Source organism: Arthrobacter sp. R-11, assembly GCF_049913155.1.
Lineage (GTDB): Bacteria > Actinomycetota > Actinomycetes > Actinomycetales > Micrococcaceae > Arthrobacter.
Genome location: NZ_CP183979.1, coordinates 3,184,593 through 3,205,183 on the forward strand (window position 1 = coordinate 3,184,593; position 20,591 = coordinate 3,205,183).

Genomic DNA, 20,591 nt, shown 5'->3' on the forward strand with positions numbered 1-20,591 from the left:
CTTATTCTACGGTGACGCTCTTGGCGAGGTTGCGCGGCTGGTCCACGTCGTAGCCCTTGGCCCCGGCGAGCTCCGCGGCGAAGATCTGCAGCGGGACCGTGGTCAGCAGCGGCATGAGCAGCGTGGGGGTCTCCGGGACGTAGAAGACGAACTCGGCGTAGTCGCGGACTGCCTCGTCGCCTTCTTCGGCAATAACCAGGGTCCGGGCGCCGCGGGCGCGGACTTCCTGGATGTTGCTGACCACCTTGGAGTGCAGGGAGTCGCGGCCGCGCGGGGACGGAACCACCACGAAGACCGGCTGGCCTTCGTCGATCAGGGCGATCGGACCGTGCTTGAGCTCACCGGCGGCGAAGCCTTCAGCATGGATGTAGGCGATTTCCTTGAGCTTCAGCGCACCCTCGAGTGCCACCGGGAAACCGACGTGGCGGCCCAGGAACAGCACGGACTTTTCGTCCTTCATGCTGCGGGCGAGCTCACGCAGGGGTCCGGAGTTGTCCAGGATCTTCTGGATCTTGGCCGGGATCTTGGACAGGTCAGCAAGGACGTCCTTGATCTGGCCGGTGAAGATGTTGCCGCGCAGCTGGGCCAAGTACAGGCCGAGCAGGTAGGCCGCAGTGATCTGCGCCAGGAAAGCCTTCGTGGAAGCCACGGCGATTTCCGGGCCGGCGTGCGTGTAGAGCACGGCGTCGGATTCACGCGGAATGGTGGAGCCGTTGGTGTTGCAGATGGAGATCGTCTTGGCGCCCTGTTCGCGGGCGTAACGGACGGCCATGAGGGTGTCCATGGTTTCGCCCGACTGGCTGATGGAAACCACCAGGGTGTTCGCGTCGACGATCGGGTCACGGTAGCGGAACTCGTGGGCCAACTCCACCTCGGTGGGAATGCGGCACCAGTTCTCGATGGCGTACTTTGCCACCATGCCTGCGTAGGCTGCTGTGCCGCAGGCGAGGACGATGATCTTGTCGACCTGCTTGAGGAGCTCGGGATCGATGCGGAGTTCGTCGAGGGTCAGCTTGCCGTTAAGGTCGGAACGGCCCAGCAGGGTCTGCGCGACGGCGTCCGGCTGGTCATTGATTTCCTTCTCCATGAAGGAGGGGAAGCCGCCCTTTTCGGCAGATGCCGGATCCCAGTCGACGTTGTATTCCTTGCCTTCTGCGGGGGCACCAAAGAAGTCGGTGATCTCCACGGTGTCGGCGGTGATGGTGACGATCTGGTCCTGGCCCAGTTCGACGGCACGGCGGGTGTAGTCGATGAAGCCCGAGACGTCGGAGCCGAGGAAGTTTTCGCCCTCGCCGAGGCCCACCACGAGCGGGGAGTTGCGGCGTGCTGCGACGACGACGCCGGGCTGGTCGGCGTGCACGGCCAGGAGGGTGAAGGCACCTTCGAGGCGCTGGCAGGCAAGCTGCATGGCTTCGGTCAGGGATCCCTTGGAGGAATCGCCGCCGAGCTGGTTGCGGAAGATGTCGCCCAGCAGGGCTGCGGCGACCTCGGTGTCCGTTTCGGACTTGAACTCGACGCCCTTGGCCAGGAGTTCCTGCTTCAGCTCTGCAAAGTTTTCGATGATGCCGTTGTGGATCACGGCCAGGCGTCCGCCGTCGGCCAGGTGCGGGTGGGCGTTTCCGTCGGTGGGACCACCGTGGGTTGCCCAGCGGGTGTGTCCGATGCCGGTCAGGGATTCAGGCAGCGGCTTGGCTTCGAGTTCGCCAAGGAGGTTTGCAAGCTTTCCCGCCTTCTTACGGGAGGAAATGGCGCCGTCGGCGACTACTGCAACGCCTGCCGAGTCGTAGCCCCGGTACTCCAAGCGGCGCAGGCCTTCGAGGACGACGTCCAGGGCTCCGTGCCCGGCACCGGCCGGACGGGACGAATTACCAACATAACCAACGATTCCACACATGGGCATAAGCCTAACTGTTCTCGGGGACAACGGAGGTGGGATGTCGGGCGAATGTGACGCAATCGCCCGACGACACCGCGCAATAAGGGCGCCGTTTCGGCGCAACAATGCGGCCCGCCCGTCCGTTTCGGGGAGGGCCGCATCCTTGCTGCCGCAAAAAGCGCGGGAGCCTAGAGCTCTGCCTTGCGTTCGGCGACGAGGCGGAGCAGCTCGCTGTACAGCGGATGCCCTACCCCGATGCCTGTGATCTTCTCCGTGGCCTCGGCAGCGTCCAGCCTAGCCAGGGTTTCGGCCAGTTCCATTGCTTCTTGGTCCGCGCCGTCGTCGAAACGCAGGGCCGCCGACATCGCCCCGAGCAGGGCAACGGGCGTCACCCCGCGCTCGGCGAGTTCCGCGGCAGGTCCGACGAAACGTTCATGCCGGCTGAGCTTCCGCAAGGGCGCCCGGCCCACGCGGACCACCGTGTCCGGCAAGTGCGGGTTGGTGAAGCGGGACAGGATCTTCTGCACGTACGCTTCCTGCTCGGCTTCGGCGAAACCGTGCTTGGCCACCAACAGTGCCTTGGTTTCGTCAAGGACGGCCCGGACCTTCGCGGCCACGGCCGGATCGGCCATGGCATCGGAAATCTTCTCCAAGCCTGCCGCGTATCCGAAGTACGCCGCCGAGGCGTGGCCGGTGTTCACTGTGAACAACTTCCGCTCGATGTACGGCCCCAGCTCGTCCACGAACGTCGCCCCGGGGATCACGGGCGCGTTGACACCGAACGGCGTACGGTCGATGACCCATTCGTGGAACGTCTCCACCGTGACGTCCAACCCCTGTCCCGGCGCCTGGTTGGGAACGATGCGGTCCACCGCGGTGTTGGCGAAGACAGCGACGGCGTCCAGCTCACCTGCGGAGTCGTCCCAAGCCGCCCGGACCTCCTCCCGGAGGAGGTCGGTGGCGTTGATGGCGTTCTCGCACGCCATCACCTGCAACGGCGGCAGTGAGGCCTTCCGGGCGGCAAGCCCGCGGGCGATCACCGGCGCCACGAACTTCAGGATGTGCGGGCCGACCGCCGTGGTGACCACATCCGCCGTCGAGATTTCCTCGACAACGGCGGCTTCCTGCGTACCCGAGTTGAGCGCACGGAACCCTTCGACGGTCTTGGCCGCCGGGTTCTCGCCCACCTCGTGCACCTCGTAGCTGTCCGCGGCTGCGAGCTGGCTGATCAGTGCGTCCGCGACATCCGCGAACACCACCTCGTAACCGGCCTCGTGCAGCAGCAGCCCCACGAATCCGCGCCCGATGTTGCCTGCCCCGAAATGGACTGCCTTCACTATGCGTTGACCTTTCCGAACAGTTCCAGGATTTCCTCAACCGTGGTGGCTTCCTCCAACTGGGCCACCTGCGCCTTGTTGGTGAAGATCTTGGCGATGGAGGCGAGGATGTGGAGGTGCTCATTGTTGAGGCCGGCCACGCCGACCACGAACTTCACTTGCTTGCCGGCCCAGTCGATGCCCTCGGGGTAGCGGATGATTGACACCGCCGAGTGCTTGATGTGCTCCTTGGCGTCGTTGGTGCCGTGTGGGATTGCCAGGAAACTGCCCATGTAGGTGGACACGGATTCCTCGCGTTCGTGCATGGCCCGGACGTACGTGGTGTCCACGGCGCCGCGTTCCAGCAGGAGCTTCCCGGCTTCGTCGATGGCGGCGTCGCGGTCGCGCGCGGTGCCGTTCAGGACCACGCTCTCGGCAAGCAGTACGCCCTTGCCCCCGACGGCGGCAGCCGGCTCAGCGGCGTGCGCACCTTGCGCCGTGGCCACCTGGGCCTCGATGGCGCCGTCCGGGTGGGCGGCGGCGGGGCCTTCCGTGTTGCTGGTCTTCACCAGTTCGACGATCTCGTCGTACTTGGGGCTGTTCATGAAGTTGTCCACCGAGTAGTGCACGGCGCTGCTCGTCCTCGGCTGGGCGCGCTCGGTGAGGTCTTCATGGGTGACCACGACGTCGTAGGTGTCGCTCAGGTTGGCGATGGCCGAATTGGTGACCTTCACGTCCGGGAAGCCGGCGGCCTTGATCTTGTTGCGCAGCACCGAAGCTCCCATGGCGCTGGAACCCATGCCGGCGTCGCAAGCAAACACAATGTTCTGCACGGGCCGGGTCAGGACCGCCACGTCGGTGCGGTCGCTGGCGCCGCCGCCGGCCAGGGCCGAGGAGACGGAGCTCTTCTTGCCCTTCATGGCTTCCATGCGGGACGTGGCCGCTGCGAGGTCGTCCTCGCCCTTGTCCTTCGACGTGCGCAGGATGAGGGAGGCAATCAGGAAGGAAACCGTCGCCGCGAGCACCACGGCGAGGATCACGCCGAAGTAGCTGTCACGGGAGGTCTGGAAGAGGACCGCGAAGATCGAGCCCGGAGCGGACGGCGCAACCAGGCCGGAGTTGGTGAGGGCGAGCGTTGCAATGCCGGTCATGCCGCCGCCGATGGTGGCGAGGATCAGGATCGGCTTCATCAGCACATACGGGAAGTAGATCTCGTGGATACCGCCCAGGAAGTGGATGATCGCAGCGCCGGGAGCAGAAGCCTTGGCAGCCCCGCGGCCGAAGAACATGTAGGCAAGCAGGACGCCCAGGCCCGGGCCGGGGTTGGCTTCGAGCAGGAACAGGATGGACTTGCCCTGCTCCAGGGACTGCTGGATGCCCAGCGGGGTGAGCACGCCGTGGTTGATGGCGTTGTTGAGGAAGAGGACCTTGGCCGGCTCGATGAAGATGCTGGTCAGCGGCAGCAAGTTGTTGTGGACCAGGAACTGGACTACGTTTCCGGCGCCCTGGCTGAACCAGGTGACCAGCGGTGAGATGCCATAGAAGCCGAGCAGGGCCAGCAATGCGCCCCAAATGCCGGCGGAGAAGTTGTTCACCAGCATTTCGAAGCCGGGGCGGATCTTGCCGTCCCAGAGGGAGTCGAGCTTCTTGATGGACCAGCCGCCCAGCGGGCCCATGATCATGGCGCCGATGAACATCGGGATGCCAGCGCCGACGATGACGCCCATGGTGGCGATGGCGCCCACGACGCCGCCACGGACGTCATAGACGATCTTGCCGCCCGTGTATCCGATGAGCAGCGGGAGGAGGTACTTGATCATGGGACCGACCAGGCCCACGTTGGCAACTCCCTCGGCGTTGGTACCGAAGCCGCCGAGCGCAGGCACGGGAAGCCAGCCCTTCTCGATGAACAGGGCCGTAATGATGCCCCACGCGATAAAGGCGCCGATGTTGGGCATGATCATGCCGGACAGGAATGTTCCGAACTTTTGGACGCGAACGCGCAGAGTGGTCCGGGGCTTTGCAACGGTCTCTGTTGCCATGTTAATTCCTAACGGTATCCCGCTACGGTGCGGGCTAGTCGATGCAGAGGGCAGCCCTTAGGAGCTGCCGGAAATGCGGTGAAGCCACTCAAGGAAGAGCTTCAGTTCAGAGCTGGACAGTTGGTCCGAATGCGAGGCCTGCAGTGCCGCATTCAGGGCGATGGCCGCAACAACGACGGAGGACTTACCGGTGTCCTCCGCTGCGGCGCCACGGGCGGTTTCCGTGGAGACGGCGGAAATCATGGAATCCCGGGTCATCGTTGAGAGCTCGAGGTTCCGGTCTTCCGCCGGTTCGGAGATGAGCATGAGCGTGACACCCACGTTGGCCGCGAGGATGCTTCGTGCCGCTTCGCGGGGCGGCACGTTGATCTGGCCGGCGATCGCGGCCTTGTTCAGCATTTCTTCCAAGAGCCCCTCGGCGTCAGCCACGACTGCCGGGCGGCTCTCCGGCCTGATGTTGCCGAACATCACCAAGTACAGATGGGGCTGGGCAAGTCCGAACGCTACGTGCTTGTCCCACATCCGCCGGATGTCCTCCAGGGGTTCCCCGGAGGGCGCAAAGTCGCGCTCCCCTGCCACGTACTCTTCAAAGCCGGCTGACACAACAGCGTCGAACAAGCCTTCTTTGTCGCCGAAGTGGTGGTAGAGCGTGGGTGCCGTGACCCCGGCCAGCTTGGTGATCTGGCGCGTTGAGACCGCTGACCCTTCTGAATTCGCCAGCAATTCGGCCGCCGCGCGGAGCAGCCGGACTTTGGGCGGAAGCTGGTCATCGAAACTCATAGCCGCTACCCTAGCATCTATAGCGCCGCTATATGAAGTGGCTCACAAACAATTTTCCCGGATCCGCGGTGCCGCTGCCGCAGGCTCCGGACGTACAAACAGAAGCAGAGGATTCAGTGCAGAATTTCCAAGGGGTAGGAGTCAGCCCGGGCCGCATTGTCGGCCCCGTCCGCCGGATGCCCAAAGCGGTGGCCGAACCACCGTCGGGCGAGCGCCTGGACCCGGCCATCAGCGCGGAAGCCGCGGTCGCAGGACTGAAGACCGCGGCGCAAGCCGTGCACGACGGCCTCAAGGCCCGCGCGGAGACCGCATCCGGCGACGGAAAGGCCGTCCTGGAAGCCACTGCCCTGATGGCCAGGGACACCATGCTGCTGAAGACAGCCGCCAAGCTCATCAACGCGGGCACCTCGGCGGAACGCGCCATCTGGGAGGCCGCGGCGTCCGTAGCGGAAATGCTGCACAATCTTGGCGGGTACATGGCCGAACGCGCCACCGATGTGCTGGATGTGCGCGCCCGTATCGTCGCCGAGCTGCGCGGCGTCCCGGCGCCCGGCATCCCTTCCTCGGAGACGCCTTTCATCCTGGTGGCCGAGGACCTCGCCCCGGCCGATACCGCCACCCTGGACCCCGCCAAGATCCTCGCGCTGGTGACCTCCGGCGGCGGTCCGCAGTCCCACACCGCCATCATCGCCCGCTCCCTGGGCCTGCCCGCGGTGGTTGCCGCACACGGCGTGGACGAAGTGGTCGACGGCTCCGAGGTCTATGTGGACGGCGCTGCCGGGTTTGTCGCCGTTTCGCCGTCCGAGGAGCAGCGTTCCGCCGCCACTGCGTGGGCGGAAACCTCCGCGACGCTGGCCTCCTTCGACGGAAACGGCACGACGGCGGACGGGCACCTGGTGCCGCTCCTCGCCAACGTGGGCGGTGCCAAAGATGCCGTGGCAGCTGCCGCCCTCGGCGCCCAGGGGGTGGGCCTGTTCCGCACCGAATTCTGTTTCCTGGAACGTGACACCGAGCCGTCCGTGGACGAGCAGGCCGCCGCATACAAGGCCGTGTTTGACGCCTTTCCCGGCAGGAAGGTGGTCCTGCGCACCCTCGACGCCGGTGCAGACAAGCCGCTGCCCTTCCTCACCGATGCCACCGAACCCAACCCTGCCCTCGGCGTCCGCGGGTACCGGACGGACTTCACCACTCCGGGCGTCCTGGAACGCCAGCTTGAGGCCATCGCACGGGCAGCTTCCGAATCGGAAGCCGACGTGTGGGTCATGGCGCCCATGATCTCCACGGCCGCGGAAGCCGCACGGTTCGCCTCCCTCTGCGACGCGGCAGGATTGCAGACCCCCGGCGTCATGGTGGAGGTTCCCTCCGCGGCGTTGACGGCGGCCACGGTGCTGCGCGACGTCGGCTTCGCCTCGCTCGGCACCAACGACCTCACCCAGTACGCCATGGCTGCGGACCGCCAGCTCGGCCCGCTCGCCGAGCTCAATACCCCTTGGCAACCCGCCGTGCTCCGGCTCGTGCAGCTCACCGTCGAAGGCGCCGCCCTGGAAGCGTCCCAGCGGGGCGGCAGCGCCAAACCCGTGGGCGTCTGCGGCGAGGCGGCCGCGGACCCGGCCCTCGCCGTCGTACTTGCCGGGCTGGGCGTCTCCACGCTCTCGATGACGGCCCGCTCGCTGGCCGCGGTGGGCACGGTCCTCAAGACCGTCACCCTGGAGCAAGCGCAGGAGTTGGCACAGCTCGCCCTGTCGGCGCCCGGCGCTACCGAGGCGCGCGACTGGGTCCGCGCCAAACTTCCCGTGCTCGAAGAGCTCGGCCTCTAGACCATTCCGACCAACCACCAAGGAGACACCCATGCCGGAACGCACAGCCACCATCGCCAGCCGCTCCGGACTGCACGCCCGTCCCGCGGCCCTGTTCGCCGAAGCCGCGGGCGAGCAGCCCGTGGAAGTCACCATCGCCATGCAAGGCGCTTCCGCCGATGACGCGCTCGACGCCGCCAGCATCCTTTCGCTCATGACTCTTGGCGCCGCGCAGGGCGACGTGGTGGTGTTGCGGGCCGAAGGCGACGGCGCTGACCAGGCCCTCGAGTACCTGGTCCAGGTCCTCGAAACCGACCACGACGCCACGTAGCAGGGCACGGCCGGGGCCCCGCTTCACCCTCGAAGCGGGGTGCCGGGCCGTCCCTTGTTCATCCCCCTTTCCTTACCGGCATTGCACGGTCCGCATTTCGCGTTGGAGTCCGGGAGGGGCAGAATCAATTAGGTGACTTTGCAACGCAACGAGGCGAACGGCGACACTTCCTCGCCTTTCGTGGAGCTGGACAGGCAGACCTGGTCCCGACTGGCCGCGCAGATGGAGCAGCCTCTCAATGAAGAGGACATCATCCGGCTGCGAGGCCTCGGCGACCCTCTCGACATGAAGGAAGTGCGCGAGGTCTACCTGCCCTTGTCGCGGCTCCTGCACCTCTATGTGGAGGCATCCCACCAGCTGCACGCGGCCACCACTACCTTCCTGGGCGAAAAGACCCAGCGCACGCCCTTCGTGATCGGCGTGGCCGGTTCGGTCGCCGTCGGGAAATCCACCATCGCCCGTGTGCTGCGCGAGATGCTGCGCCGCTGGCCGGGCACCCCGAACGTCGAACTCATCACCACCGACGGCTTCCTTTACCCGCTCGCCGAGCTGAAGCGCCGGCACCTGCTCGAACGCAAGGGTTTCCCGGAGTCCTACGACCGCCGGGCTCTGCTTCGCTTCGTGAGCGAGATCAAGGGCGGCGCCGAGGAAGTCCGGGCCCCGTGGTATTCGCACGTCACCTACGACATCGTGCCGGACAAGGAAGTGGTGGTCCGCCGCCCGGATGTGCTCATCGTCGAAGGCCTGAACGTCCTGGCGCCGGCGCGTCCCCGCCACGACGGCCGGCAGGGCCTGGCCCTGAGCGACTTCTTCGATTTCTCCATCTACGTGGATGCCAAGACCTCCTATATCGAGGAGTGGTACGTGGACCGGTTCAGGAAGCTGCGCGGCACCGCCTTCGCGCAGCCGGAATCCTACTTCCACCGCTACGCCACGCTGTCCGACGCCGAGGCCGAAGCGACGGCCCGGGGCATCTGGAAGCGCATCAACGAGCCGAACCTCGAAGAGAACGTCCTGCCGACCCGCGGCCGCGCCCAACTGGTCCTCACCAAGGACGCCGACCACACCATCCGCAGGATGCTCCTGCGAAAGGTCTAGCACGCATGTGCCATAACAATGCGCCGGACCGCAGGACGTTCACGGTGCTGCTCGCCGCGGGCCTCGGGATTGCCGCGCTCACCGCCTGCACCCCGGAAGAAGCCAACAGCACCGCCGCCGCGACAGGCAGCCCGACGGCGTCAGCCAGCCCGAGCGCAACAGGCAGCCCGACGGCGTCAGCCAGCCCGAGCGCCGCGGCCGCCAAGCAGCCGCTCGCTTCACCCCGCAAAGCCCCGCTGCCGCCGTCGTCGTCCCTCCCGAAACAGCATTCGCTCACTGATCCACGCAGCCCCTGGGTGGTGGTCAACAAGCACCGCCCGCTCACCCCGCTGCAATTCGTCCCGCCGGACCTGGTCCAGCCCGCCGTGCAGCTCGCCACCAGCGGCGAGTCCGCACTGCTCAACAGCACGACGGCGGCCGCCGCCGGGAAGCTCTTCGCAGCCGCTGCTGCCGACGGCGTCACCTTGACCCTGGCCTCGGGTTACCGTTCCTTCCAGAGCCAGACGGCCACGTACAACGGCTACGTCGCCACCCGCGGCAGGGCGTCGGCGGACACCGCCTCGGCCCGCCCCGGGTTCTCGGAACACCAGACCGGCTGGGCCTTCGACATCGGCGACGGCGGCGGAGCCTGCAGCTTCCAGCCCTGCTTCGCGGAGCAGCCGGCGGCTGTTTGGGTCAAGGCCAACGCGTTCAAGTACGGCTTCGTGGTCCGCTACCCCTGGATGCTCCACGAAACCACCGGCTACTACTACGAACCCTGGCACCTGCGGTACCTGGGACCCGAAGCGGCCGGTGACATGGCCAAACGGGGCATCGCCTCCGTGGAGGAGTACTTCGGCCTGGAGGCGGCACCGGCCTACCGCTGACCTCCCGGATCCATCGCATGTCCTGCGCTATTTTGGAGCCATGTTGAGCGGATTCAAGAAGTTTGTCATTCAGGGCAACGTCATCGACTTTGCCGTAGCCGTCGTCATCGGCGCCGCCTTCAACGCGGTGGTCGATGCGATCGTCAAGGGTCTCCTGACCCCACTGATTGCCCGTCTTTTCAACGCCAAGGACCTTGCCGGGATGACCTGGGAAGGCTTTGCCTACGGCAGCGTCATTGCTGCCATTATCAATTTCGTGCTCGTGGCGGGCGCGATCTACTTCATCGTTGTTGCACCCATGAACCATCTGATCGAGCGCCGCAACGCAAAACTGGGCATCACACAGGAAGAGGAAGCTGCCGATCCGCAGATCGCGCTGCTCACCGAAATCCGGGACAGCCTGGCCAACAAATAGCCCGGACAAAACAACTGTGGCCCGCCTCCAAAGGAGGCGGGCCACAGCCGTAATTGTCTTACCGGGGCTATCAGACCGGGAGTTCGCGGGGAATCCCGAGGCGGTCTTCCACGACGCCGGCAAGTTCAGTGCAAATCCGCCGCGCGGTTTCCATGTCAGCGGCCTCCACCATTACGCGGACCAGTGCTTCCGTGCCGGAGGGGCGCAGCAGGACGCGGCCCGTGTCGCCGAGTTCGAGTTCGGCTGCGGCCACGGCTGCGGCCACGCCCTCGTCCGTGGCAGCGCGGGACTTGTCCACGCCCTTCACGTTGATCATCAGCTGCGGGAGCTTGGCCATGCTTGCGGCGAGCTCCTTCAAGGAACGTCCGGTGCGCGCCACCTGGGCTGCCAGCTGAAGGCCGGTCAGCACGCCGTCGCCTGTAGTGGCGTAGTCCGAGAAGATCACGTGTCCGGACTGCTCGCCGCCCAGGCTGTAGCCGCCTGCGCGCATTTCCTCCAGCACGTAGCGGTCCCCGACTGCGGTTTCGCGGATCGAGATACCGGCCTTGCGCAGGGCGATCTTGAGGCCCAAGTTGCTCATGACGGTGGCCACGAGGACGTCGTCCTTGAGCTTTCCGGCTTCCTTGAGGGCCAGGGCGAGGATCGCCATGATCTGGTCGCCGTCCACCTCGTTGCCCTCGTGGTCCACAGCAAGGCAGCGGTCGGCGTCGCCGTCGTGGGCAACGCCGAGATCGGCACCGTACTTCAGCACGGCTTCCTTCAGCGGGCCCAGGTGGGTGGAGCCCACGCCGTCATTGATGTTCAGGCCGTCGGGTTCAGCGCCGATGACGATGACGTCCGCGCCGGCATCCTTGAACACCTGCGGGGAGCAGCCGCTCGCGGCGCCGTGGGCGCAGTCGAGGACCACGCGCAGGCCATCGAGGCGGTGCGGCAATGTGGTGAGCAGGTGGACGATGTAGCGGTCTTCGGCGTCGGAGAAGCGCTGGATGCGTCCGACGTCGCCGCCCAGCGGGCGGGAGGGTTCCTTGCCAAGCTGGGCCTCAATGGCGTTCTCGACGTCGTCGGGCAGCTTCTGCCCGCCACGGGCGAAGAACTTGATCCCGTTGTCCGGCGCCGGGTTGTGGGAGGCGGAAATCATGACGCCGAAATCGGCGTCGAGGTCCGCCACCAGGTAGGCAGCCGCCGGGGTGGGCAGCACGCCGGCGTCGAACACGTCGATTCCGGAGCTGGCGAGGCCAGCTTCGACGGACGCGGCGATGAACTCGCCGCTCGCCCGCGGGTCACGGGCGACGACGGCGCGCGGCCGCTTTCCGTCAGGGGTGCGGTCATGGCCAAGTACGACGGCGGCGGCCTGGGCGAGCTGCAACGCCAGCTCGGCGGTGAGGGCTCCGTTCGCGAGACCGCGCACGCCATCTGTTCCAAATAATCTAGACATCGGGACTCAGTCTAATCGACGGACGGGCCTCCCCCGGCTTCGACCCGCGCATGAAGCGCGCTGCCGACAGCAGCGTTAACGGCGGAAGCCCGCCCCGCCGAAACGGCGGAACGGGCTTCCAGGCTCCGGCCAAGGCCGGATAAGCGGATTTAGCGCTTGTGGAGCCGAGCGCTGAATTGCGCCGAGGGAGCCCAAAGGCCCGGTCGCTCTGCGACCGGGCCTTTGGGTAGGCGCAAATTTAGCGCTTGGAGTACTGCGGGGCGCGACGTGCCTTCTTGAGACCGGCCTTCTTACGCTCGATGACGCGGGCGTCACGAGTCAGGAAGCCAGCCTTCTTCAGGGTCGGGCGGTTGTTCTCGACGTCGATCTCGTTCAGCGAACGGGCAACACCGAGGCGCAGGGCACCGGCCTGGCCGGAGGGGCCACCACCGTGGATGCGGGCGATGACGTCGTAGGCGCCTTCAAGTTCGAGGATCTTGAAGGGCTCGTTGACTTCCTGCTGGTGCAGCTTGTTCGGGAAGTAGTTGGCCAGTTCGCGGCCGTTGATGGTCCACTTGCCGGAGCCCGGCACAACGCGGACGCGTGCAACGGCTTCCTTGCGGCGGCCAACTGCTGCGCCGGCAACGGTCAGTGCGGGGCGCTCCTTCTTCGGCGCGGCGTCAGCCGGTGCGCTTTCAGAGGTGTAGCTGGTCAGTTCCTCAGCCTCAACGGCTTCGGTGGTCAGTTCTTCGTTCTGAGCCACGATTCTCCTTGTATTAAAAGTTGTTTGGTGGCCAGGACTACTGGGCGACCTGGGTGATTTCGAAAGTCTTCGGCTGCTGGGCAGCGTGCGGGTGCTCAGCGCCACGGTAGACCTTGAGCTTGCTCAGCTGCTGAGCGGCGAGGGAGTTCTTGGGGAGCATGCCCTTGACGGCCTTTTCCACGGCGCGAACCGGGTTGGACTCGAGCAGTTCCGCGTAGTTGACGGAGGTCAGGCCGCCCGGGTAGCCGGAGTGGCGGTAAGCGCGCTTCTGCTCCAGCTTGGCGCCGGTCAGTGCGACCTTCTCGGCGTTGATGATGATGACGAAGTCGCCCATGTCCATGTGGGACGCAAAGGTCGGCTTGTGCTTTCCGCGCAGCAGTGTTGCGGTCTGGCTGGCAAGACGACCAAGGACAACATCGGTGGCGTCAATGACGTGCCACTGGCGGTTGATATCGCCGGGCTTCGGGGTGTACGTACGCACGGTTTTGCCTCGTTCTTGTTCTGGCGTTCATGTTTTAGGCCACACGCCCAAGCGTGGACCTACTAGGTATGCGCTACCGGAACAGAGGTGAGGGCTCTATGTAACCAGTCATCCCAAGGCCTCGAAATGCCTCCCCGGGTTTGTGATCCTGCAACTGGATCCCCAAGCGGGCATGTGTCATCGAGAAAGGACACGCACAACGACTATCAACAATAGCGCCAAGAGACTTGCAGGGTCAAAATGAGGGCTTCAGCGGTCCTGCGGGTTCAGAATGAGGGGAACTGTCCGCCGCTGTCCGAGGAGGTGCCGGTGACCTACGCCCCTGTACTGCTTGTCCTTGCGGCTGTTGCAGGCGCCGGCTTGAGCCTGCTGGCAGACCTGGCCATCAAGGCATGGCTGCCGCGGCTCGGCGGCATGCCGCCCCTTTGGGCGAGGCTTACGACGGCGGCAATCACGGCCCTTCTGTTCGTCCTGTTTGCATGGCGTTTTGGCATTTCTCCCGAATTGCCGCCTTTTCTCCTCCTGGCGGTGCTGGCGGTGCAACTTTCACGGGTCGATATCGCCTTGCATTTGCTTCCAAATCCCCTGGTTCTGGGACTGCTCGTGGCAGGATTGACCCTCTTCGCAGCCTCCGCAGCGCTCAGCTCAGACTGGGGCGGGCTGCTCCGGGGGGCCGCCGGCGGAGCCGTGCTCTTCGCGGGGTACCTGATTCTCGGATTAATTTCCCCGAGGGGCATCGGAATGGGCGATGTGAAGCTCGCAGCACCCCTTGGCGTGTACTTGGGCTACTTGGGTTGGAAACAGGTGTTCTACGGGGGGCTGCTGGGGTTTGTGTTGGGCGGCTTGTTGACGGTGCTGCTGTTACGACTCGGGCGCGGAAATACGCCCAAAGAGACCCCTCACGGCCCGCCCATGTTCGCCGCCGCCATCGGCACACTGCTACTCCTCCCCTAGCTCAGCGCGTGCCGACCTGCGTACTTGACGAACGGCTCATGGCCGCTTCCAAGTAGTACTCGGAATAGAAACTGAGTACTCGAAGAAAAACCGTCAAGGTGACCCGATAAAAGTCGAGTACAGCCATGTCTTGCCACCTTCCACCCCCCGGGTGAATTCTTTTGATATCGAAATCCGAACCGCTGGATATGGGGGCGGCCCGGAATTCGGCCAAAAAATATTCGCCTTATCTGGGAAGGATTTTCCAATGTCATCTCTCATGCTTTCTGTGGTCTCTTACATCGCCGGCCTCAAGGATCGGCTCACCTCCGAAAAGGGCGCGACGGCGACTGAATACTCGCTGCTCGTAGCGTTCATCGCCTTCGCCATCATCGTCGGGGTCACCTTCTTCGGAACCCAGCTGAGCGACTGGTTCGAAGACCTGGGCACCACCGTCGGCGGCTGGGCCAACTAGCCGTTCCTTCGGCTCAACTCGTGGTGCCGCGTCCGCTCAACGCGGGCGCGGCACCGCCATTTTCTGGGCAGTACCAAACAAGAGACGGCCATCTGGGGGGTCACGTGAAACACTTACAAGGCCGCGCCAGGGAAGATTCCCGGGGCGCTGTTGCCGTTGAATTCGCCCTTGTCGTTCCCTTCCTCCTCCTCCTGGTGGCCGGGATCATCGAATTTTCGAACTCGATGGGAGTCCAGATCGCGGTTAGCCAGGCGGCCCGCGAAGCCGCCAGGACCTATGCCGTGACAAACGACTGGAACAAGGCAACTACCGCGGGCACGGCCGGCGCACCAAGCCTTAGCGGCCCGATTTCTTTCAGCAAAGATATTTCCTGCGCTCCGAACAGCACCGTTCATGTTACAGCGCAGTACACGGCAAATTCGCTCACCGGATTCGCATTGAATGTCTCCGGCAGTTCGGTTTCATTTGCCGGAACATTCACTAGGACCGGAGTGGGGGCAATGCGATGCGGTGGCTAATTAGGAATTCAAAACCGCGCCATCGTGTGGAGAAAATCCGTCCAAAAGGCAGGGAGCGCGGCGCGGCGGGCGTAACGGTCGCATTGCTTCTCCTCGTACTCATTGGTGCCGGAGCGCTGGCAGTGGACACGGGCCAGATCTACGTGGAGCGGACAGAACTCCAGAACGGCGCTGACGCTGGAGCCCTCGCCGTCGCACAAATCTGTGCTTCAGGCGGCGGATGCACCCAGGCGCAGGCCGATGCGGCGGCCTCGCCCTTGGCAGATGGAAATGCCAGAGACAATGCCTCCACGGTCAAGTCGGTGGACCTCAGCGTCGCAAACCAGGTAACGGTCACCACGTCCACTCTTGACGGAACGAGCGGGGCAGGTTTCCTGCACAAGATGTTCGCGAGCGCCCTGAACGCGTCTTCGGTCACAGTGGGTGCCTCGGCCACCGCCGGCCTGACGTTCCCGGGCGGAGCTGGGGCTTTCCCGCTCGCGTTCTCGAACAAGTGCTTTGACCTCACCGCCGCCGTATCCACCGGCACCAAGCAGAAGATCTCATGGAAGCCCGGCACCACTTGCACCAATCCCTCGGGACAGGTTGTTCCAGGCGGCTGGGGCTGGTTGTCCGACCCTGACGGAGACTGCTACGCGGTCACGACCACGGGCAACGTGGTCGGGACGGATCCCGGCAATGACAAGCCATCGCAATGCGCGACGATCCTGCAGGGCTGGATCAATGACATGGCCGCCGGCAAATCGGTCCAAGTCACCTTCCCGGTCTTCGACACCACGACCGGCACCGGCAACGGAGCCCTCTACCACATCATCGGATACGCCACTTTCAAGATCCTCGGGTGGAAGTTCGGCAACGGCAGTCCCTACGAGTACCGCAACACCACCGCAGCTACGGGCAACTCCAACCTTGCATGTTCCGGAGGTAACGACCGCTGCATCATCGGCCAATTCGTCAAGTACGTCACCATCGATGCCGCCACAGGCGGTGGCGCCGGGTCTGGGCAAAACCTCGGCACCGTCATCGTGAAACTCATCAAATAGCGGACCGGTTCCACCCCCTCCGCGCATCGACAGGAGAAAAAAGTGAAAACACGCCTACTGGGAGGCATCGCTGCGCTTGTCGTAGCCATTATCGGGACGGTGATGCTCCTTATCTACGTGCAGGGCGCTGACAGGCGCGCCCTGGCCAACACAGAGACCGAAGAGGTCTACATCGTCCAGAAGGAGATTCCCGCCGGCACCGCTGTCGCCAAGTTCGGCGATAGCGTGGTCAGGAAGGCCGTTCCGCGGTCCGCGATAGCGGCGGATAGCGTCAAGAGCCTCGACGATCTGGGAAACAAGGTCTCTTCCATCGAATTCATGCCCGGCGAACAAGTGCTCGCCTCTCGCATGGTGGATCCAGGCTCTCAAGTCGGCCGGGGTCGGGTAGAAGTACCTACCGGTCTCCAGGAAGTCACCGTCAAACTCGACATCGAGCGCGTTGTCGGGGGCAATATCGAGGCAGGCGACACCGTCGGAGTGCTGCTGTCCTTCAAGCCCAAGGACGACGCCGCCCCGGACATGACTCAGTTGGCGATGCATAAGGTTCTCGTCACCGCCGTCCAGGATGCGAGCGGTACCATTGCGGAATCCTCCACGGAGCAGGACCAAAGCGCAAGCAAGAGCTCGCTCAAGTCCAACAAGAACGCGTCCGCACGGGGAACGTACCTGGTGACCTTGGCCCGCCCTGCGACCGACATTGAGAAGATCGTCTTCGCGGTCGAATTCGGTGCGGTCTACTTGAGCAAAGAGCCGACGGATGCCACCCAAGGCAACTCCGGTGTGATGACTCTCGGCAAGGTAATCCGATGAGCCGCTTCATCTTGATCACACCGGACACCGACTTCGAACGAAGGGTCCGCTCGGCGACAGCCGGTATGAGCGGCAGCCTCCAATGGTTCCAGGCGGACTACCTTCCGGAGGGCCCGCAGGACATCCTCAACCAGCTCCTGGGTGAGCCCCCGGAAGTCCTCATCCTCGGCCCGGGCCTGAACGTCACTGAGTCCCTTAAGCACGCTTCCCTGCTCGACTTGCAGTTCCCGGAAATCAGCGTGGTCCTCGCGGCCGAGCAGACCCCGGAACTGGTCTTGGCAGCCATGCGCGCCGGCGTCAGGGACATCCTGTCCCCGGCGGCCGAGGCGGACGGAATCCGCGTCATGGTCGAGCGTGCCAGCCTCGCGGCGGCAGGCCGCCGTCGCGGGCTTGCTCCCAGCGCCATCGAGTCTCCGGACCAGGCCTCGGGCGGACGTGTCATCGCGGTGATGTCGCCCAAGGGCGGCGTCGGTAAAACCACCGTGGCCACGAATCTCGCTGTGGGGCTCGGCACGCTTGCTCCCATGGGCGTCGTCATCGTCGACCTGGACCTGCAATTCGGGGACGTTGCAAGTGGTCTGCTCCTGGAGCCGGACCACACCATCACCGATGCCGTCCTCGGGCCTGCGAGCCAGGACTCCATGGTGCTCAAGACCTACTTGAGCGTCCACCCGGCGAGCATCTACGCACTCTGCGCTCCCCGCAACCCGGTGGAGATGGACCGCATCAAGGCCGAGCATGTCAGCCACCTCCTGGGACAGCTGAGGCACGAGTTCCAGTACGTTGTCATCGACACGGCCCCCGGCCTTGGCGAGCACGTCTTGGCGGCCCTGGAAAATGCGACGGACGCCGTGTGGGTCTGCGGCATGGACATTCCCAGCATCCGCGGCCTGCGGACGGGCTTGCACATCCTGGACGAACTCCGGCTCCTGCCACAGCACCGGCACGTGGTGCTAAACATGGCCGATCCTCGGAGCGGCCTGGGCCTCACCGACGTGGAGGCGACCATCGGAGTTCCGGTGGACGTTGCCATTCCGCGCTCGAAGACCCTGCCGTTCTCCACGAACAAGGGTGTCCCGCTGCTGCAGGACGGCCGGCGGGACGCTGCAGCAAAGGGCCTGCGATCCCTCGTGGAACGCTTTAAGCCCAATTGGGATGAACGAACACACAAGCAACTTCACAGAAGGGCGGTAGTCCGGTGAACCTCTCACGTAGGCTCGAAGGCCTTCACGGCGACGAACCCTCGGGGGGCGGGGCGGCTGCTCCTGCCGAGGCGCCAAACACCGAGTCCGCCGAGTCGCCAACCCTGAGCCGTTTTCAGGAAGTCCGCGCAGCGGAAGCCGCGCAGGCAGTCATGCAACGCGCAGGCGGCGTGCAATCAACATCCCTAGCCAGCGAGGCCCTAGGCAGCCTCAAGGAGCGCGCCAGCGCAGCCCTGTACGAACGCATGGGCTCGCGCCTGACAGACTCCAGCCTGGACGAGGCGGAATTGCACCAATACGTGCGCGACGAGCTGAAGCTCGTCGTCGATGCCGAGCAGGTCCCCCTCACTGCAGCCGAACGCCATCGTCTGACCTCTGAAATCATCGATGACGTCCTGGGGCACGGACCGATCCAGCGCTTCCTCGATGATCCCGAAATCACCGAAGTAATGATCAACCGCTTCGACAGTATCTATGTCGAACGGTACGGCCGGCTCTTCAAGACGGAAGCGAAATTCACTTCCGATGAAGCCCTTCGGAAGGTCATCGAACGGATCGTCTCCAGGGTCGGCCGCCGCATTGACGAGTCATCTCCCTTGGTGGATGCCCGCCTCGCCGACGGTTCCCGTGTGAACGCCATTATTCCGCCCTTGGCGGTTAACGGCCCGTCGCTCACCATCCGCAAGTTCGGCCGAGAGGCTTTGACTGTCAACAAGCTCATCGAATTCGGCAGCCTGACGCCGGAGATGGCAGAACTCTTGCGGGCCTGCGTGCTGGCCCGGATGAACATCATCGTTTCCGGTGGTACAGGCACCGGCAAGACTACCTTGCTGAACGTCCTCTCCTCGTTCATCCCTGAGGACGACAGGATCGTCACAATTGAGGACGCGGTGGAGCTCCAACTCCAGCAGGAACATGTGGTACGTCTGGAGAGCCGGCCGGCCAACATCGAAGGACGTGGAGAGGTAACCATTCGCGACCTGGTGCGGAACTCGCTGCGCATGAGGCCTGATCGCATCGTGGTCGGCGAGGTCCGCGGCGGCGAGTCCCTGGACATGCTGCAGGCCATGAACACCGGCCATGACGGATCGATTTCCACCGTCCACGCCAACTCGCCGCGCGATGCCATCGCCCGCCTTGAGACTTTGGTTCTGATGGCCGGCATGGACCTGCCTCTGCGGGCTATCCGTGAACAGGTGGCTTCCGCCGTGAACCTCATCGTGCACATCTCGCGACTCCGCGACGGTACCCGGCGCATTACGCACCTGACTGAGGTCCAGGGCATGGAAGGCGACATTGTGACCCTGCAGGATGCCTTCGTATTCGATTACTCGGCGGGCGTCGATGCCAATGGACGCTTCCTCGGCAAGCCGATGCCAACGGGCGTGCGTCCCCGGTTCACGGATCGCTTTGCGGAGCTGGGGATCCCGATTTCACCTGCAATCTTCGGTGCCTTGGTTCCAGGAGTACGGCGATGAATGCCGCGGCTGGCCAGTCCCTCATGCTCGCAGCCGGACTGGTCGGAGTTTACCTGGCATTGCTGCTCATGGTGGTGCTGGTGCTCAAACCGATCCGTACCCTTGACATCCAACGCAGGCAACCTGGTCTCCAAGTTCGGCAGTCGGCCCTGACGGTGCTTACGGACACTGCCAAGGGTGCCATCGACTCACGGATCCATGTGGGATCCGGGGGCCTACTCTCGCAGGCCCGGCTGGATGCGGCCGGCCTGAAAAAGCAGGCCTCGGACTACATCCTGATTTCGGGCGTCGTGGTCCTCCTGGCAGGGGTTGTTGGTTACCTCCTCGCTGGCCTGCTGTTCGCCCTTCTGATGTGCTTGGTTGCACTGTTGGGGTTGTTCCTCACGGTGAAACTGCTGACCTACCGGCGCCAAGCGCAATTCGATGAACAAGTGCCAGATGCATTGCAGATGCTGACCGGCGGCATGCGGGCAGGCCATAGTCTGTTACGGGCTGTCGACGCCACCGCCAAGGAGAGCGAGTCCCCCATGTCGGAAGAGCTCACCCGGATCGTCAACGAAACCAGGATCGGCAGGGATCTCGGCGAGTCGATGAACGAAGTCGCGGCCAGGACATCCAACGAGGACTTCACCTGGATAACGCAGGCCATCGAAATCCACCGTGAAGTGGGCGGGGATCTGGCCGAGGTCCTGGACCATGTGGGAGAGACAATCCGTGACAGAAACCAGATCCGCAGGCAGGTGAGGGCACTGAGCGCAGAGGGAAGAATATCCGCACTTGTGCTCGTGGCACTTCCGGTGGTCATGTTTGTGGTCCTGTGCTTCATGAATCCCCTATACGCGCAGACTTTCACGTCGACGCTTCCCGGATTCATCATGATTGCGGTTACCGTGGTCATGCTCTCCCTGGGCTCTCTCTGGCTCAACCGACTCATCAAGCCGAAGTTCTAGGAGT

20 protein-coding genes are annotated in these 20,591 nt (G+C 64.4%); 13 read left to right on the forward strand and 7 right to left on the reverse strand.

Going from position 1 to position 20,591, the window contains the following annotated elements; all coding sequences use genetic code 11:
- Position 1: 1 nt before the first annotated feature.
- From glmS to ACN9M4_RS14410, 4 genes are all read right to left on the reverse strand, one after another.
- Positions 2-1,894 carry a glutamine--fructose-6-phosphate transaminase (isomerizing) gene (gene glmS, locus ACN9M4_RS14395; RefSeq protein ID WP_426299007.1) on the reverse strand — a complete coding sequence of 631 codons (1,893 nt, stop codon included), beginning with the start codon at positions 1,892-1,894 and terminating at the stop codon, positions 2-4.
- Positions 1,895-2,064: 170 nt separating this feature from the next.
- Entirely contained in the window at positions 2,065-3,213 is a 1,149-nt protein-coding gene (locus tag ACN9M4_RS14400) for a mannitol-1-phosphate 5-dehydrogenase (protein WP_426299009.1), read from the reverse strand.
- Entirely contained in the window at positions 3,213-5,234 is a 2,022-nt protein-coding gene (locus ACN9M4_RS14405) for a PTS mannitol transporter subunit IICBA (protein WP_426299011.1), read from the reverse strand. Before ACN9M4_RS14405 ends, ACN9M4_RS14400 begins: the two co-directional genes overlap by 1 nt.
- 57 nt (positions 5,235-5,291) lie before the next feature.
- The gene (locus ACN9M4_RS14410; protein ID WP_426299013.1) at positions 5,292-6,014 is read right to left on the reverse strand and encodes a TetR/AcrR family transcriptional regulator; all 723 of its coding nucleotides are present in this window, start codon (positions 6,012-6,014) and stop codon (positions 5,292-5,294) included.
- 116 nt (positions 6,015-6,130) lie between these two features.
- Between ACN9M4_RS14410 and ptsP the strand changes: the two genes are divergently transcribed.
- The 5 genes from ptsP to mscL all read left to right on the forward strand — a co-directional run bounded on the left by ptsP (position 6,131) and on the right by mscL (position 10,520).
- On the forward strand, positions 6,131-7,831 hold the full coding sequence (gene ptsP, locus ACN9M4_RS14415) for a phosphoenolpyruvate--protein phosphotransferase (protein WP_426299015.1): 1,701 nt from the start codon (positions 6,131-6,133) through the stop codon (positions 7,829-7,831).
- A 31-nt stretch (positions 7,832-7,862) separates the two neighbouring features.
- The gene (locus ACN9M4_RS14420; protein ID WP_426299017.1) at positions 7,863-8,141 is read left to right on the forward strand and encodes an HPr family phosphocarrier protein; all 279 of its coding nucleotides are present in this window, start codon (positions 7,863-7,865) and stop codon (positions 8,139-8,141) included.
- 132 nt (positions 8,142-8,273) lie between these two features.
- The gene (coaA, locus tag ACN9M4_RS14425; RefSeq protein ID WP_426299019.1) at positions 8,274-9,239 is read left to right on the forward strand and encodes a type I pantothenate kinase; all 966 of its coding nucleotides are present in this window, start codon (positions 8,274-8,276) and stop codon (positions 9,237-9,239) included.
- 5 nt (positions 9,240-9,244) lie between these two features.
- A complete protein-coding gene (locus ACN9M4_RS14430; protein ID WP_426299021.1) occupies positions 9,245-10,105 on the forward strand; it encodes a M15 family metallopeptidase in 861 nt (286 codons plus the stop codon).
- A gap of 40 nt (positions 10,106-10,145) precedes the next feature.
- Positions 10,146-10,520: a large conductance mechanosensitive channel protein MscL gene (mscL, locus tag ACN9M4_RS14435; protein ID WP_426299023.1), complete on the forward strand. Its 375-nt coding sequence runs from the start codon at positions 10,146-10,148 to the stop codon at positions 10,518-10,520.
- Between the two features lie 70 nt (positions 10,521-10,590).
- On the opposite strand, the gene glmM is transcribed toward mscL, so the two are convergent.
- The 3 genes from glmM to rplM all read right to left on the reverse strand — a co-directional run bounded on the left by glmM (position 10,591) and on the right by rplM (position 13,178).
- Entirely contained in the window at positions 10,591-11,955 is a 1,365-nt protein-coding gene (glmM, locus tag ACN9M4_RS14440; RefSeq protein WP_426299025.1) for a phosphoglucosamine mutase, read from the reverse strand.
- 238 nt (positions 11,956-12,193) lie between these two features.
- Positions 12,194-12,697: a 30S ribosomal protein S9 gene (gene rpsI, locus ACN9M4_RS14445; RefSeq protein WP_426299027.1), complete on the reverse strand. Its 504-nt coding sequence runs from the start codon at positions 12,695-12,697 to the stop codon at positions 12,194-12,196.
- Positions 12,698-12,734: 37 nt separating this feature from the next.
- A complete protein-coding gene (rplM, locus tag ACN9M4_RS14450; protein ID WP_074587749.1) occupies positions 12,735-13,178 on the reverse strand; it encodes a 50S ribosomal protein L13 in 444 nt (147 codons plus the stop codon).
- A 309-nt stretch (positions 13,179-13,487) separates the two neighbouring features.
- Here rplM and ACN9M4_RS14455 point away from each other — a divergent pair, with 309 nt between their 5' ends.
- The 8 genes from ACN9M4_RS14455 to ACN9M4_RS14490 all read left to right on the forward strand — a co-directional run bounded on the left by ACN9M4_RS14455 (position 13,488) and on the right by ACN9M4_RS14490 (position 20,587).
- Complete coding sequence (locus ACN9M4_RS14455) at positions 13,488-14,132, forward strand: prepilin peptidase (protein ID WP_426299029.1); 645 nt, start codon at positions 13,488-13,490, stop codon at positions 14,130-14,132.
- Between the two features lie 247 nt (positions 14,133-14,379).
- Entirely contained in the window at positions 14,380-14,586 is a 207-nt protein-coding gene (locus ACN9M4_RS14460) for a Flp family type IVb pilin (protein WP_426299031.1), read from the forward strand.
- A gap of 104 nt (positions 14,587-14,690) precedes the next feature.
- Entirely contained in the window at positions 14,691-15,104 is a 414-nt protein-coding gene (locus tag ACN9M4_RS14465; RefSeq protein WP_426299033.1) for a TadE/TadG family type IV pilus assembly protein, read from the forward strand.
- Between the two features lie 26 nt (positions 15,105-15,130).
- Positions 15,131-16,147, forward strand: a complete 1,017-nt coding sequence (locus ACN9M4_RS14470) for a pilus assembly protein TadG-related protein (protein ID WP_426299035.1) — start codon at positions 15,131-15,133, stop codon at positions 16,145-16,147.
- 42 nt (positions 16,148-16,189) lie between these two features.
- Positions 16,190-16,957 (forward strand): Flp pilus assembly protein CpaB, encoded by a 768-nt coding sequence (gene cpaB / locus ACN9M4_RS14475; protein WP_426299037.1) that lies wholly within the window; start codon positions 16,190-16,192, stop codon positions 16,955-16,957.
- Positions 16,954-18,159 (forward strand): AAA family ATPase, encoded by a 1,206-nt coding sequence (locus ACN9M4_RS14480; protein WP_426299039.1) that lies wholly within the window; start codon positions 16,954-16,956, stop codon positions 18,157-18,159. The genes cpaB and ACN9M4_RS14480 overlap by 4 nt, the downstream gene beginning before the upstream one ends.
- The gene (locus tag ACN9M4_RS14485) at positions 18,156-19,637 is read left to right on the forward strand and encodes a CpaF family protein (RefSeq protein WP_426299041.1); all 1,482 of its coding nucleotides are present in this window, start codon (positions 18,156-18,158) and stop codon (positions 19,635-19,637) included. The genes ACN9M4_RS14480 and ACN9M4_RS14485 overlap by 4 nt, the downstream gene beginning before the upstream one ends.
- Positions 19,634-20,587, forward strand: a complete 954-nt coding sequence (locus ACN9M4_RS14490) for a type II secretion system F family protein (protein WP_426299043.1) — start codon at positions 19,634-19,636, stop codon at positions 20,585-20,587. The genes ACN9M4_RS14485 and ACN9M4_RS14490 overlap by 4 nt, the downstream gene beginning before the upstream one ends.
- The last annotated feature ends 4 nt before the right edge of the window (positions 20,588-20,591 follow it).